Here is a 15,378-nt window from a genome sequence, read left to right on the forward strand (position 1 = left end):
CATCACAATGGCATTATTTGAATCATACGAGAGACGAATTGACAAGATCAATTCCGTATTAAATAGCTATGGCATTGCTTCGATCGAAGAGGCAGAAAAGATCACGAAGGATGCCGGACTGGATGTATATGAGCAGGTTAAGAAGATCCAGCCGATTTGTTTTGAGAACGCATGCTGGGCTTACACCGTAGGTGCAGCTATCGCTATTAAGAAGGGCTGCCGCAGAGCTGCCGATGCGGCTGCAGCGATCGGCGAGGGACTGCAGGCATTCTGTATTCCGGGTTCCGTAGCAGATCAGCGTAAAGTAGGTCTGGGACATGGAAACTTAGGCAAGATGCTTCTGGAAGAAGAGACCGATTGCTTCTGCTTCCTGGCAGGTCATGAGTCCTTTGCAGCCGCAGAGGGTGCGATCGGTATCGCAGAGAAAGCAAACAAAGTTCGTAAAAAACCGCTTCGCGTTATCTTAAACGGTCTTGGCAAGGATGCGGCTCAGATCATTTCCCGTATCAACGGCTTTACATATGTAGAGACAGAGATGGATTACTATACAGGTGAAGTAAAAGAACTGTGGAGAAAATCTTACTCCAAGGGACTTCGTGCGAAAGTAAACTGCTATGGTGCGAATGACGTTACCGAGGGTGTAGCGATCATGTGGAAAGAGGGCGTAGACGTTTCCATCACCGGTAACTCCACCAACCCGACCCGTTTCCAGCATCCGGTAGCAGGTACATATAAGAAGGAATGCGTAGAGAAAGGCAAGAAATACTTCTCCGTAGCATCCGGCGGCGGTACAGGACGTACCCTTCACCCGGATAACATGGCAGCAGGTCCGGCTTCTTACGGTATGACTGATACCATGGGACGTATGCACTCCGATGCACAGTTCGCAGGTTCTTCCTCTGTACCGGCTCATGTAGAGATGATGGGACTGATCGGTATGGGTAATAACCCTATGGTCGGCGCTACTGTGGCGGTTGCGGTAGGTATTGAGGAAGCTGCGAAGGCTGGGAAATTCTAAAAATTATTGATTTTTCAAGGGTTTTAAGGGTGGTTAGATGTGGTGAAAAGCAGTAAAAAGTACATCATTTGTTAATTACTTGTTAACTATTTGTTAACCATACTTGTTAACCTAAGAAGAGTGAGAAAAGGGATCGATTTCGATCCCTTTTCTCGTGAGAGCGTTTGGTTCCTTTTACGATGTATTGTAATCCTACATATTTTATATGGTTTCGAGGAAGCGTAGCTTGTACCTTTCCTAAGAACATGGTATCATAAAACCAGTATATGGATGAAACTGCTTTTATCAGGGCAGTTTCGAAGAAAAGGGGAAACGATATAATGTATAAGGATGATACGATTCTGGTTGTAGGTCAGGCGAAACCGAGCAAGGAGGACGCGATTTACAGCCTGCACGGCGAGTTTTATGTGAGTTTTGTAGTAGAACGGGCGACGGGAAAGATTCTTGATCTGGAGTGCAATACGATTTTGTCGGTGACGCGCAATTTTGTTGTGTCGATGCTGCTTGGAAAGAGTTTGAAAACGGATTTGGACGAGATGCAGCAGAGTATCCGGGAAAGGTATTTTGCACTGACTCAGAAGCCGCTCATTGCCTGTCTGAAGGACGCACATAACCGTTATATGATGGTGACAGGGCAGAAGTGATGTGGGTATTGGCGGTGTGCTTGTATAAACTATAAAGGCACGGTGCTGATAAAACGATTGGCAGAGAATTAACAGAATAAAGATGGCAGCTCATCAGCAGAAATTGATGGGCTGCCATTTTGGTTATCATAGAAACGTATTCTACAACATTATTCTTTTCCGTTCCAGCAATACGTACACAGCTTGCACGGTTCCAGACCAATCGACTCGATTAAATCGTCGAGGCGGTGGAACTGCAGGGAGGTAAAGTTTAAGCGTTTACGGATTTCTTCGACCATTTCCTTATAATTCTGGCTGTCTGGGTTTGCATAATCATCCAGAAGCTCCGGGGAAACATTGTCGCCCTCACGGTCGCGGATGATGCGGCGTGTGATGAGGTCCAGCTCGGAATTGGAGCGGGAGAAGTTCAGATATTTACATCCAAACAGCAGCGGCGGACAAGCCGGACGGATATGTACTGCTTTGGCACCGCTCTGATACAGAAATTCGGTTGTTTCGCCGAGCTGGGTGCCGCGGACGATGGAATCGTCGATTAAGAGCAGACTCTTGTCGCGGATCAGGGCGTCTACCGGGATCAGCTTCATACGTGCGATCAGGTTTCTCTGGCTCTGGGTGGTCGGCATGAAGGAACGCGGCCAGGTTGGGGTATATTTAATGAATGGACGGGCAAATGGAATGCCGGATTCATTGGCGTAGCCGACTGCATGCGCGATACCGGAATCGGGGATTCCGGCTACCAGATCGGCGTCGGACTGATCGCGTTTGGCAAGCATACGACCGCAGTGGTACCGCATTTCCTCGACGTTGATTCCTTCGTAGCAGGAGGTCGGATAACCGTAGTAAACCCACAAGAAAGAACAGATTTTCATTTCCTTGCGAGCCGGGCTGAGTACCTCTACGCCGTCGGCGTTCATGCGGACGATCTCGCCCGGTCCCAGTTCTTTGTAGTCCGTGTATCCAAGGTTGATGTATGCAAAGCTTTCAAAGGAAACACAGAACGCACCATCTTTGCGTCCGATGATCGCCGGGGTACGTCCGAGGCGGTCACGGGAGATATAGATGCCCTCCGGGGTCAGCAGGAGAATGGTCATGGAACCCTTGATTTTTTCCTGTGCCAGTTTCAGACCTTCAACAAGGGAATCTGCCTGACTGATGATGGCGCCGACCAGCTCGGTTGCATTGATCTTGCCGCCGCTCATTTCCATGAAATGAATATGCCCGTTCTTAAATGCTTCCTGAATCAGCTCTTTTTCATTATTGATCTTGCCGACTGTGGTAATGGCATAGCTTCCTAAGTGCGACTGAATTAACAGAGGCTGCGGTTCCATATCTGAGATACAGCCGATGCCCATGTTACCCTGCATTTCATCGACATCGTGCTCAAATTTTGTACGGAACGGGGAATTCTCGATATTGTGGATAGAACGGCTGAAACCGTTTTCTCCATAAACCGCCATACCACCGCGTCGTGTTCCCAGATGGGAATGATAGTCCGTACCAAAAAAAAGATCCAGTGTACAGTTTGTTTTTGATGTGACACCAAAAAATCCGCCCATTTGTTACTTCCTTTCAACTCTTTTGTCAATAAACTCCATGTGTTACGTTGCACGCGTTGTGATGCGTAACGACATCATTTTTATCATAGCATATATTAGGTGTATTACACAATATGAAATATTTATTAAAAATACTTATGAATATTCTTTGGAGCTGTTTACAGGCAGGCACATTTGGGATCGAAAGCGTCATAAGAGAACGTGGAGGTAGCAGGAATTTGCCGTATTTAAATGCGAAACCACGTCAAATTCCGTTACCGGGCACGTATGCGTGAACACTAACCTTGTCAGAAAAATGTAAGAAGTAAAATGGGACGAAGTGTTCTTAATAAAGGAAGAGTGTGATATAATAAAACCATTGTACGTGAGTATGTCACATGGTCGGCTGTTCCGGATTGCATCGGAATGGCAGAAGAAAAAGAAAACAATTTGGAGGGTTTGGAGCGGTATGAGAAAAACATGGAAAATGAGAGCAGTAGCACTGTTACTTACGGCGGTCTGTACGGTAGGGGCGTCGTTTGCGGCGTATGCGGATGATGTGCCGTCCGGACCGGCATCGGATATGGAGCTGATTCAGAGGCGGGAGCAGGCGTCCGGTTCCCAGAATGAGGCGGGGGATGCACAGACGGCTGCTGGCAGCGAGAATCATGCTGGCGCAGCGGAAGGACAGCAGACAACAGAGAACCAGGAGACAGGAAATAACGGACAGACTGCTTCTGAGACACAGGGAACGGAGCAGGGGGACAGCCAGGTTCCGGATGGAATGGTAGCCAGCGGCGGTCGTTATATCGATCCGAATGCACCGATGGTGGCACTGACCTTTGATGATGGTCCGTATGCCCCGGTTGGAAACCGCATCATGGATTGCGCGGAACAGTACGGCGGCCGTGTGACCTTTTATGTGGTCGGAAACCGTGTGAATTCCTATAAGAGTGAGATTCAGCGGATGTATGCCAATGGGCATGAGATTGGAAATCACACGCAGGATCACAAGTATCTCCAGAAGTTAGGCCCACAGGAGATTCGTCAGCAGGTGGAGGCCTGCAATCAGGCGGTTGCCGCGATCACAGGCGAGGCACCGAAAACAGTCCGTCTTCCGGGCGGTGGAAAAAACAGCACTGTGCTTGCCAATATCAGCCAGCCGATCGTACTCTGGGATGTGGATACGCTGGACTGGAAGACGCGCAATGCGGCTTCATCGGTGCAGACCGTGTTAAACCAGGTAAAAGATGGCTCGGTGGTTCTGATGCATGAGCTTTACAATGCTTCCGGTGATGCGGCAGTCACGATCATTCCGGCGCTTGTGGAGCGTGGCTATCAGCTGGTGACGGTCAGTGAGCTGGCGCAGTTCCGCGGTGGACTGGCAGGCGGAACCGTCTATTACAGCTTCCACAAATAAGAGGCTGCATTCACATACGGCGAAAGCCCCCATATTCTAACAGTAAGGGAAGAATATGGGGGCTTTTTCCTGTGAACCGGGCGAGAGAATGGATTCATTGCAATGAGGCGTACAGACGAGGACTGACAGGAAAAGGCGTCGGGGTGGCGATCCTGGACACAGGGGTATTTCTGCATCCGGATTTGGAAAATTGCGTTTACGGATTTCGGGATTTCCTTAAGAAAAAGCAGCAGCCGTATGATGACAATGGGCATGGAACGCATGTGGCAGGGATGATTGCCGGCAGCGGCACGGCGTCGGCGGGACGCTATCAGGGTGTGGCGCCGGGGGCGCAGCTGGTCTGCCTGAAAGTGCTGGATCAGAGGGGAAATGGGTATGTATCGGATGTGCTGGCAGGGCTTCGCTGGGTGCGCCAGAATGGCAGCCAGTACGGGATCCGGATTATCAATATATCGGTTGGCTCCTTTACACCGAAGGGAATGAGCGAGGATTCGGCGCTGGTGCGCGGTGTCGATGCGGCGTGGGATGCCGGGTATGTGGTCGTGGTGGCAGCGGGAAATAATGGTCCAGCCGCGCACACGATCACAACGCCGGGGATCAGCCGGAAGGTCATCACGGTGGGATGTGCGGATGATGACCGGGAGGTAGAGGTGGCAGGCAGCCGGATGGTGGACTATTCGGGGCGGGGGCCGACGGACGCCTGCATCTGCAAGCCGGACATTGTGGCGCCTGGATCACGGATTGTGAGCTGTAACCTGCGGCGGAACGGGTACCGTTTTAAAAGCGGGACGTCCATGTCTACGCCGCTTGTCGCGGGGGCGGCGGCGCTTCTGCTGGAGCAGAACCCGGACATGACGAACCGGGATGTGAAGCTTCGCTTTAAAGAGCGGGCAGTGGATCTGGGGCTGCCGCGCAACCAACAGGGCTGGGGGGCGCTGGATATCGGGCGGCTGTTAGAGTAGAAGCGGGGCGGTGCCAGATGACGTGTACAGGCAGGCATTTTTGCAACGGAAGGTTTTGTGTGAACAGTAATGGTGGCAGCGTAACTGTATCGTACGGAATTTTCTGAACTGAAAATTCCGTACGATACAGTTCTGGCAGCAGCTTTTCTCGGCAAAATAATAGACAGAACCAGCCGGAAAATGATATAATTGTAGATACTTTGAATCGCAGAATCAGGTTATAGATCCGGCAGCATCCTGCAGTGCGTCCGGGGGAAAACCAAAAGAAAACAGTTGACATTTACAGCCGGATCCGCTATGATAGAGCTAAGTTTAGAACGTTTGTTCGTGATTGGCCGCGGAGCGGCACTTTGGAGGGAAAGATGAATAAAGAAGACAAGCTGAAAGCATTGGATGCTGCGTTGACACAGATTGAGAAAGCATATGGAAAAGGCTCAGTGATGAAGCTGGGTGATTCTGGTGCGAATATGAATATAGAGACGATTCCGACCGGCTCCCTGAGCCTGGATATTGCACTGGGACTGGGCGGTGTTCCGAAGGGACGAATCATCGAAGTATACGGACCTGAGTCCAGTGGTAAGACGACGGTTGCCCTGCATATGGTGGCAGAAGTACAGAAGAGAGGCGGTATCGCTGGATTTATCGATGCAGAGCACGCACTCGATCCGGCATATGCGAAGAAGATCGGTGTTGATATCGATAATCTGTATATCTCCCAGCCGGACAACGGCGAGCAGGCGCTTGAGATTACCGAGACGATGGTGCGCTCCGGCGCGATCGATATCGTGATTGTGGACTCGGTTGCCGCACTGGTTCCGAAGGCAGAGATTGACGGCGAGATGGGTGATTCCCACGTAGGTCTGCAGGCACGTCTGATGTCGCAGGCACTCAGAAAGCTGACCGCAGCAATCAGCCGTTCAAATTGTATCGTTATCTTTATCAACCAGCTGCGTGAGAAGGTTGGTATCATGTTCGGAAACCCGGAGGTTACGACCGGTGGACGGGCACTCAAGTTCTATTCTTCTGTCCGCATGGATGTCCGCCGAATTGAGTCTCTGAAGCAGGGCGGCGAAGTGATTGGAAACCGTGTCCGCATCAAGGTTGTGAAGAACAAGATTGCTCCGCCATTCCGTGAGGCAGAGTTTGATATCATGTTCGGAAAAGGTATTTCCCGTGAGGGCGATATCTTGGATCTGGCGGCGAAGGAGAACATCGTGGAGAAGAGCGGCGCCTGGTATGCTTATGAGGGCAGCAAGATCGGTCAGGGACGCGAGAACGCGAAGAATTTCCTGGCAGCAAATCCGGAAATCTGCCTTGAGATTGAGAACAAGGTACGTGTCAAATACGGACTTTCCGAAGACACGATGATGCCGGAGGCGTCCAAGGAAGCACCGACGGAGCTTCCGCCGGTAGGAGTGGACGCAGAGGACGAAAAATAGAGTAAAATCCTGTTACAGGGCACATATGTGTGAACAGTAACAGGAAAAGTTACAGCTGGCAGCGTGTGAACTGTAGCTATGAAAAGGGGCTGTATATGCGGATTGAACGCGTAGAATCCCTGGATAAGAGAAAGTGCAAAGTTTTCACGGATGAGGACTTTGCCTTTCTTTTATATAATGGGGAATTAGAAAAATACGGTGTCTGTGAGGGCGCGGTTTTGGAAGAAAGAACGGAGAGGGAGCTTTTGGATCTTTTAAGCCGCCGGGCACATGAGCGGGCGCTGAATCTTTTGAAAGTGCAGGACCGGACGGAAGGGGAAATGTGCCGCCGCCTTTTCCAGGACGGGTATCCGGATTCGATCGTGCAGGAGACGATTGGATTTTTGCAGGAATATCATTTTGTGGACGATGCCAGATATGCGGCGAATTATTTGCAGGTTCATGGAAAGCGGAAAAGCCAGGCGGAATTGAAGCTTTACCTGCAGCGAAAAGGCATATCGCGCGAGATCATCCGGGAGCAGCTGGAAGAGACAGAACATGATTCGGGCGAGGCAATCCGCGTCTTGCTTGAGAAGAAGCATTACAGGGCGGGAGAGACAGCGCCGGAGGAGGAAAAAAAGATTATTGCCTATCTGATGAGGCGGGGATTTTCATGGGAAGATATCCGGAGAGAGATGAAGGAGCAGGAGGATGCACTTAGTTGACTTTCAGGCGCAGAGTCATTTACCAAAGATAATTTTGAATGGATTTTGTTTCATGACTGTGAACGTGCAAATGTATTATGAAACAGAACAGAATGCTGTCTGAAGGTGTCTCAGGAAGCTGGTTAGGAAGCGCTTATTCTGCTTGACATACTGTATAAAACCGTTTAAAATTATAGTATTGTATTTTCGTACAATGAAAACTAAATAAGGAGGTGCTCCTGTGTCACAAGTAATAATTGCGGTTATCGTTACAGGTGTTATTGTAGCAGCTATTACTTGGGTCGTTGCGAACCAGCATCGCCAGAAGACATATGAGGCGAAGATTGGAAGCGCAGAAGAACGATCCAGGGAAATAATAGATGAAGCATTGAAAATTGCTGAGACAAAGAAGCGAGAAGCTCTCCTTGAAGCGAAGGAAGAGTCGTTAAAGACAAAGAATGAGCTTGAGAAAGAAACAAAGGAAAGAAGAGCTGAGCTTCAGCGCTATGAAAGACGTGTACTGAGCAAAGAAGAAAACCTGGACAAGAAAGCAGAAGCGATGGAAAAGCGTGAAGCGGGTATGAATGTCAAGGAGGAGGCACTCAAGAGAAAGACTGCGGAGGCAGAGGCTCTCTATGAGAAAGGTATGCTGGAACTGGAGAAGATCTCCGGTTTAACCTCTGAACAGGCAAAGGAATATCTGCTGCGTTCCGTGGAAGAAGATGTAAAGCATGATACGGCGAAGCTGATCAAAGATCTCGAGGCGAAAGCGAAAGAGGAAGCAGAGAAGAAAGCCAAGGATTATGTGGTGACAGCGATTCAGCGCTGTGCTGCGGATCATGTGGCTGAGACAACCGTATCAGTCGTACAGCTTCCGAATGATGAGATGAAGGGACGAATTATCGGACGTGAGGGAAGAAATATTCGTACACTGGAGACTCTGACGGGCGTGGAACTGATCATCGACGATACGCCGGAGGCAGTTGTCCTGTCTGGCTTCGATCCAATCCGGAGAGAGGTAGCGCGTATTGCACTGGAACGTCTGATTGTGGATGGACGGATTCATCCAGCCAGAATCGAAGAGATGGTAGAGAAGGCACAGAAAGAAGTGGAAAACATGATGCGCGAGGAGGGCGAAGCGGCTCTTCTGGAAGTTGGCATTCATGGTATCCATCCGGAACTTGTCAAGCTGCTTGGTAAGATGAAATTCCGGACAAGTTACGGTCAGAATGCATTGAAGCATTCGATTGAGGTTGCACAGTTAGCCGGACTTCTGGCGGCTGAGGTGGGCGTCGATGTACGGACCGCCAAACGTGCAGGTTTATTACATGATATTGGAAAGGCAGTCGATCACGAGCAGGAGGGAACCCACGTAGAACTGGGTGTGGCGCTCTGTAAGAAGTACAAAGAGTCCGCAACCGTTATCAATGCAGTGGAAGCCCATCACGGCGATGTAGAGCCACAGAGCTTGATTGCATGTCTGGTACAGGCAGCTGATACGATTTCAGCGGCACGTCCAGGTGCGAGACGAGAGACTCTGGAAACATATACCAACCGTCTGAAACAGCTGGAGGATATCACGAACTCCTATAAGGGTGTTGATAAATCCTACGCAATTCAGGCAGGTCGTGAGGTGCGTATCATGGTTGTACCGGAACAGGTCAGCGACGATGATATGGTTCTGATGGCGAGAGAGATTTCAAAGCGGATTCAGGAAGAGTTACAGTATCCGGGACAGATCAAGGTCAATGTAATCCGTGAATCGAGAGTTACCGAGTACGCCAAATAAAACCCGGCAGCAGGGCTGCATGGAGTAAACTTGAGCATGAAAATAAAAGTCTTATGGATGAAGATACATTACATTCATAAGACTTTTTTGTTTCATGGGAAATTGCGTCCTATGAAACAAAAAAACGCTCCGCGAGGATGCGCACTCGCGCGAAGAAGAAACATGTCGCAAGCGACCGCGCGAGACGCCCGAATGTGCCAAGGCACATTCTTTACATCTTTTTTGAGAGAGAAAGAAATACAGAAGAATACAGTTTTTTTTCATGAAGCGGAAAACGGAAACTCTGTTTTTCGGACAGATTGAAAATTTGCATGAGCAGGGTAAAATAAAGGGTCGTGAGCGTGAAGGCAGGCGGAGAAATTTTGCTTGCAAACTGTCCAAAAGACGAGTATTATAGCATGATAGAGTTGAAAAATAGTGATTATTTAGCAGCTTCATGCATTTATTGTGGCGTAATGGTAAGAAGATTGAACCGTTACCAAGATGCTGAATAGAAAGCCAGATGTGGCTGTTGGAAAGAGTAGCTGCAGTCAGACAACAAATGGAGGATCATCCGGCAGGGAAGTGCCGGATGTCAGATGGAGGGAGACAAAGATTATGGCGAAAATTGGTTTTATCGGAATGGGAAATATCGGCTATGCGATCATGCGAAGCCTGCTGAACAAATATAAAACGGAAGATATCACTTTTACGGATCTGAACCGCCGGAGAGTGGCACAGATAGAGAAAGAGACAGGTGTCAAGGCGGTTGACACAAACCAGGATTGTGCGGAAAATGCAAAATATATCGTATTAGCTATAAAACCGCAGTTTTATGACAATGTACTGGCAGATATCAAGGACCATGTAACGAAAGAAAATATTATTATTTCGATTGCACCGGGTATCACGATTGACAGTGTCAACGAGAAGCTGGGCGGTGACCGCCGTATCGTGCGTGCGATGCCGAACACGCCGGCGCTGATCGGCGAGGGTATGACAGGTGTCTGCTACGACAAGAAGCTGTTTGAAGAGACAGAAAAGCAGATGATCAGCAATTTCTTTGAATCTTTTGGTATGATGGAGATCGTTCCGGAATATATGATGAATGCGGTTGTATGTATCAGTTCCAGTGCACCGGCATACATCTATATGTTCATCGAGGCGCTGGCAGATGCGGGCGTTAAGTACGGCATGCCGCGAGATGTGGCTTACCGGATGGCGGCGCAGGGCGTTGTCGGCAGTGCGAAGATGGTACTCGAGACCGGTAAGCATCCGGGCGCACTCAAAGATGATGTCTGCTCGCCGGGCGGCACGACGATCTACGCGGTCAGCGTCCTGGAGGAGTATGGTTTGCGGAATGCGGTTATCAAGGCATGTGACGCATGCTATGAGAAGTGCATCGACCTGAAATAGTGAAAAAATGTTGAAAAAGAACCCAGAAGGAACCTGGACATAAGGGTGAGAAAATATGGAACAGAAAGTAGAAAAGCAGGCATCGCTGGAGCCCGTGCCGGTCAAACGTCTGAAACGAGAGTTAAAATATCAGGGAACCATCTTGAAAATGTACGAAGATACCGTCGAGGTAAACGGACATCAGGCAAAATGGGATTTTATCCATCATGACGGCGCGGCAGCGGTGCTTCCGGTTACGGAGGATGGAAAGATTCTCATGGTGCGTCAGTACCGCAATGCGCTGGACCGCTATACACTGGAGATTCCGGCTGGTAAGCTGGATTCGCCGGATGAGGCGAAGATTGACTGCGCGTACCGCGAGCTGGAGGAGGAGACGGGCTACCGTTGTGACCATCTGGAATATCTGATGAGCGTCAACACAACGATCGCGTTCTGTGATGAGGCGTTGGATATTTTTCTGGCACGCGATCTCAAGAAAACCCATCAGCATCTTGACCCGGACGAGGAGATTGAGATAGAGGCGTGGGAACTTTCCGACCTTTTGAAACGGATCTACGCAGGAGAACTGACGGATGGAAAGACTGTGTCCGCGATTCTGGCGTATGCCTGTAAAGCAGGACAGAAGTAAAAATAAGGATCAGCGAAGCACTGTAAGCATCTGTGATGAAATAAATATATGGATTAAACGCTGAAAGACGCATGAAGCTAACAGCATATAGAGGCAGATATAAAGGCATATTATAAAAAACACTGAATACAGATAAGGTAACAAAGGAATAGGCAGGGATTGCATGTGAAAAGGAGATTCCGGCTTCCGGCTTTAAGTACCTGGGATGTATCAGTGTTTTTTTGGATCCTTGGGATTGTATTGGGGACGATAGCAGCCGTTTGTTTTCAAATTTCGTCCGGAAGCGGACATGCCGGGCTGGAAAGTGTGCTGGCAGCGAGGCTTGGACAAGAAATTGGAGATCCATCGGGTGCCGGGTGGCATCTAAACGCCGGAATGAAGGCAGCCAGCCGGGGAACTTTGTTTTTTCAGGTTTGGCTGCAGCGGTCAGGGATGGCGCTGATGCTGTGGCTGGCAGGTATGACGCCGGTCGCATGCCTGGCTGCGTGGGGGGCTTGTCTCGTCTTAGGTCTGGAGCAGGCATGGCTGCTGGCAGGATTTACTGGCTGGGGCGGTTTTTGGGGATTGCCTGTATTTGTGGCAACGTTATTTCCACAGGTGGTGTTTTATATTCCTGTGTTCTGGCTGCTTCTTTCCTGGGCGCTTGCAAAGGAGAGGCGGATACGGACGGCTGGATTTTTAATCCTTTTATTGGTGCTGGGGATGGGAACTGCGCTGGAAGTGTGGCTGAATCCTGGTTTTGTATCATTACTGGTCTCACACTGCCCATTTTAATGGGGCTGTCCGAATAAAAATATAATTCAAAATTTACAACATATGGGGGTGGAAAAAGTGGACGCACCATATGTTGTATTTTTATGTAAATCAGTCGAAAAATGTAGGAAAAGTGGGGAAAATTATGTTTGATTTTATGGGAAAATGTAGATATAATGATACCTGCGGACGATAAAAGCCCTGTTTGTGGAGAAGAAGGTAAGTTGCAGATAGGGTGAGAAAACCTCAGGAGAATGGATGGTTCGGATGGAGAAATCGATAGGATTACCGCGGAACAATATTTGTCCTGCAGGCTGGGGGGTTGGCAGAAAATGCCGTGAATAAAAGAATGGCGGAAATGGTTACGAGAATAGATTGGGGAAGTATGAGAGGGGAAGTAGACAGATTTGAACAGTACCTGCGGGAGGTAAAACAGGCATCGGAAAATACCGTACAGTCATATCGGAGAGATCTGATGCAGATGATTACTTATCTGGAGGAGAAAGAGATCCGGGAGGCGGCGAAGGTGACAAAGACCAGCCTGCATGGATATATTCTTCATATGGAAGAGCAGGGAAAGGCGGCTACCACCATTTCACGGATGATGGCGGCGATGAAAGCGTTTTTTAATTATGAATGTATGCAGGCATGCATCCGGCGGAACCCGGCGGAAAGTCTGCATGCGCCGAAAGTGGAGAAAAAGGCGCCGGTGGTCCTGAGTGTCGATCAGGTATCAGCGCTTCTGGCACAGCCATCCGGGCAGACACCGAAGGAGATTCGGGACAAGGCGATGCTGGCTCTTTTATATGCGACCGGAATCCGGGTGTCAGAGCTTATAGGGATCCAGATGGAAGATATCAATATGAACATTGGATTTCTGGTCTGTCGCGACGGGGAGAGGGAGCGGACGATCCCATTTGGACGTTCGGCGAAAGCAGCGCTGGAGGAGTATTTGGAACATGCGAGAAACGAGCTGCTGCGTGGAAAGGGATCGGACTATTTCTTTGTCAACTGTACGGGCGGCGCGATGAGCCGGCAGGGATTCTGGAAGATTATCAAATATTACGGCGAGAAAGCCGGGATTGAGGAAGATATCACGCCGCACACGCTGCGCCATTCCTTTGCGGCGCATCTGATTGCGAGAGGTGCAGACATGCGGGCGGTTCAGACGATTCTTGGACATTCGGATATGGCGACGACGCAGATGTATGCGGCGTACCGGGAAGATTGAAAAATATCATATAAATTATAAAAATAAAGCACCTGTTTTGTGAAAGACTTGACAAAACAGGTGCTTTATTATATACTTTAGTGGTTTAAAGCGCAAACGTTTAACGCAGATGAGGAAATGTGAAGGAGAAAGACAATGGAGCAAGTACATTTAAAGTACGGAACGTCGGCGGTCGATTTTGAGATTGACGGTGCGAAGAGTGTAAAATACCTGTATGAAAATAAGATGCGGGTCATTGAAGATATAAAAGCAGAATTTTTGCATTGTGTGACGGATGGTGTGATTGGCACGAAGCCGTTAAAGGAATTGATTGCACCGACCGATCCGGTTACGATCGTGATCAGTGATATGACGCGTTTCTGGATGCGTCAGGACGTGATTTGCGAGCTTCTGGTAAAATATCTGCACGATGAGATGGGCGTGGAATATGACCAGATTGCGGTTGTGGTTGCACTGGGAACACACCGCAAGAATACGGCGGAGGATCGCAGAAAACTTGCAAGCGAGTTTGTCTACGACCATGTAGCGAGCGTGACTGACCATGACTGCGATGCGCCGGATCTGGTATACATCGGTACGACGTCCTTCGGAACGCGTGTATCGGTCAATCCGCTGGCAGTCGGCAGAAAGGTCATCTGCATCGGCGGTACGGTGCACCATCTGATGGCAGGCTACGGCGGCGGAAGAAAGAGCATCGTTCCAGGTATTGCTTCCCGTGAGACGATCCGCATGAACCATGAGCGTGCGCTGGATCCGGAGAAACCGATGACGGATGTGCGTGTCGGCAGCGGTCTGGTGGAGAACAACCCGATCAACCTGGATATGCGCGAGGCAGGTGCCATGGTACATGTTACATTCGGTATCAATATCGTGGTAGATACATCTTCCCGCCACAGCGGTTTATTCTGTGGTGAGTTTGACAAGGCATGGCAGGCAAGCTGCAGTTATGTACAGAAGGGATACGGACTGCCGATCGACTATCAGGCAGATGTCGTAATTGCAAGCTGCGGCGGTTTCCCGAAGGATCTGAATTTTTATCAGTCCACCAAGACGCTGTTTAACGCATCGAGAGCGGTCAAAGAGGGCGGTACACTCATTATGCTGGCGGAATGCCCGGAGGGAAGCGGTTCCAGGGATTTCTTCGACTGGATTAAGCCTCTCTCTAAGGGATGCCTGGATGAGGCACTGCGTGCGTCTTTCACCATCGGCGGCTATATTTTCTACGCAGCCTGCGAGTCCATCCGTCGTTCGAAGACGCTGCTTCTGTCTTCCATGGAGCCGGAGCTGGTTCGGGATATGGGCGTAAGATCGTTTAAAGATATGAAGGATCTGCTGGCAGAGGTAGACTTTAACGGAAAAGATGTATATGTAATTCCGTACGGCGGAAGCGTGCTCCCACAGACAAAGGAAGCCTACGAGCGTATTTGCCGCGAGGCAGAGGAAAATGGAGGCGCGAAGTAATGAATATTCCGCTGCTAATTGTTATTTTATATGTGCTTCTGCTGTTTGGCATCAGTATCTATGTGTCTTACAGCCAGAAAAAGGATTCAGAGAACTTCCTTTTATATAAAGGAAAAAATAATGCGTTTGTTGTGGCAGCTAGTATCGCGGGTCTGGCGATCGGCGGCGCTTCGACGATCGGTATTGCGGAGAACGCGTTTACCGTGGGGCTGTCGGCAGGCTGGTATGATACAGCATGGGCGATCGGCGCGGTTGTTTCTTCTATGCTGGCAGTCCGTTACCTGCGTAGAAGCCAGTACACGACCATCAGCGGTCTTGTAAGGGACCTCTACGGCACAAAGACGAAAATAGAAGAGCCCAAAATAGAAGAGTTTAAAGTAAAAAAGAACGTCAAACCCAAGCGAAAAACTTAGAATTTGA

Annotated in this window: 14 protein-coding genes; 13 read left to right on the forward strand and 1 reads right to left on the reverse strand. The window is 49.4% G+C overall.

From position 1 onward, the window contains the following. Positions 1-7 precede the first annotated feature (7 nt). Together DW720_RS08085 and DW720_RS08090 are read left to right on the forward strand one after the other, a co-directional pair. A complete protein-coding gene (locus DW720_RS08085) occupies positions 8-1,018 on the forward strand; it encodes a GGGtGRT protein (RefSeq protein ID WP_118749495.1) in 1,011 nt (336 codons plus the stop codon). Positions 1,019-1,338: 320 nt separating this feature from the next. Further along, positions 1,339-1,662: a DUF3870 domain-containing protein gene (locus DW720_RS08090; protein WP_022359681.1), complete on the forward strand. Its 324-nt coding sequence runs from the start codon at positions 1,339-1,341 to the stop codon at positions 1,660-1,662. Between the two features lie 149 nt (positions 1,663-1,811). Here the strand turns inward: DW720_RS08090 and DW720_RS08095 are convergent, their stop codons facing one another. After that, a complete protein-coding gene (locus tag DW720_RS08095; protein ID WP_117796354.1) occupies positions 1,812-3,218 on the reverse strand; it encodes an amidophosphoribosyltransferase in 1,407 nt (468 codons plus the stop codon). Positions 3,219-3,666: 448 nt separating this feature from the next. On the opposite strand from DW720_RS08095, the gene DW720_RS08100 reads away from it, so the two are divergent. From DW720_RS08100 to DW720_RS08155, 11 genes are all read left to right on the forward strand, one after another. Then, entirely contained in the window at positions 3,667-4,617 is a 951-nt protein-coding gene (locus DW720_RS08100) for a polysaccharide deacetylase family protein (protein WP_118482373.1), read from the forward strand. A gap of 71 nt (positions 4,618-4,688) precedes the next feature. After that, positions 4,689-5,579 (forward strand): S8 family peptidase, encoded by an 891-nt coding sequence (locus DW720_RS08105; protein ID WP_022359678.1) that lies wholly within the window; start codon positions 4,689-4,691, stop codon positions 5,577-5,579. 362 nt (positions 5,580-5,941) lie between these two features. After that, positions 5,942-7,018: a recombinase RecA gene (recA, locus tag DW720_RS08110; RefSeq protein WP_022359677.1), complete on the forward strand. Its 1,077-nt coding sequence runs from the start codon at positions 5,942-5,944 to the stop codon at positions 7,016-7,018. Between the two features lie 95 nt (positions 7,019-7,113). Then, the gene (locus DW720_RS08115; protein ID WP_107000341.1) at positions 7,114-7,722 is read left to right on the forward strand and encodes a regulatory protein RecX; all 609 of its coding nucleotides are present in this window, start codon (positions 7,114-7,116) and stop codon (positions 7,720-7,722) included. A gap of 220 nt (positions 7,723-7,942) precedes the next feature. Then, positions 7,943-9,490 (forward strand): ribonuclease Y, encoded by a 1,548-nt coding sequence (gene rny / locus DW720_RS08120; RefSeq protein WP_107000340.1) that lies wholly within the window; start codon positions 7,943-7,945, stop codon positions 9,488-9,490. Positions 9,491-10,087: 597 nt separating this feature from the next. Further along, entirely contained in the window at positions 10,088-10,885 is a 798-nt protein-coding gene (proC, locus tag DW720_RS08130) for a pyrroline-5-carboxylate reductase (RefSeq protein ID WP_022359673.1), read from the forward strand. Between the two features lie 55 nt (positions 10,886-10,940). Then, positions 10,941-11,513: an NUDIX hydrolase gene (locus DW720_RS08135; protein WP_118749497.1), complete on the forward strand. Its 573-nt coding sequence runs from the start codon at positions 10,941-10,943 to the stop codon at positions 11,511-11,513. A gap of 213 nt (positions 11,514-11,726) precedes the next feature. Beyond that, positions 11,727-12,287, forward strand: a complete 561-nt coding sequence (locus DW720_RS08140) for a hypothetical protein (RefSeq protein ID WP_147352797.1) — start codon at positions 11,727-11,729, stop codon at positions 12,285-12,287. A gap of 316 nt (positions 12,288-12,603) precedes the next feature. Further along, the gene (gene xerA / locus DW720_RS08145) at positions 12,604-13,497 is read left to right on the forward strand and encodes a site-specific tyrosine recombinase/integron integrase (protein WP_333549083.1); all 894 of its coding nucleotides are present in this window, start codon (positions 12,604-12,606) and stop codon (positions 13,495-13,497) included. A gap of 135 nt (positions 13,498-13,632) precedes the next feature. Beyond that, the gene (gene larA, locus DW720_RS08150; RefSeq protein WP_118749498.1) at positions 13,633-14,958 is read left to right on the forward strand and encodes a nickel-dependent lactate racemase; all 1,326 of its coding nucleotides are present in this window, start codon (positions 13,633-13,635) and stop codon (positions 14,956-14,958) included. Continuing rightward, positions 14,958-15,371 (forward strand): hypothetical protein, encoded by a 414-nt coding sequence (locus DW720_RS08155; protein ID WP_233430181.1) that lies wholly within the window; start codon positions 14,958-14,960, stop codon positions 15,369-15,371. The genes larA and DW720_RS08155 overlap by 1 nt, the downstream gene beginning before the upstream one ends. Positions 15,372-15,378: the final 7 nt, after the last annotated feature.

The sequence above is a fragment of the Clostridium sp. AM27-28 genome (assembly GCF_003480955.1).
GTDB classification, from domain to species: domain Bacteria; phylum Bacillota; class Clostridia; order Lachnospirales; family Lachnospiraceae; genus Otoolea; species Otoolea fessa.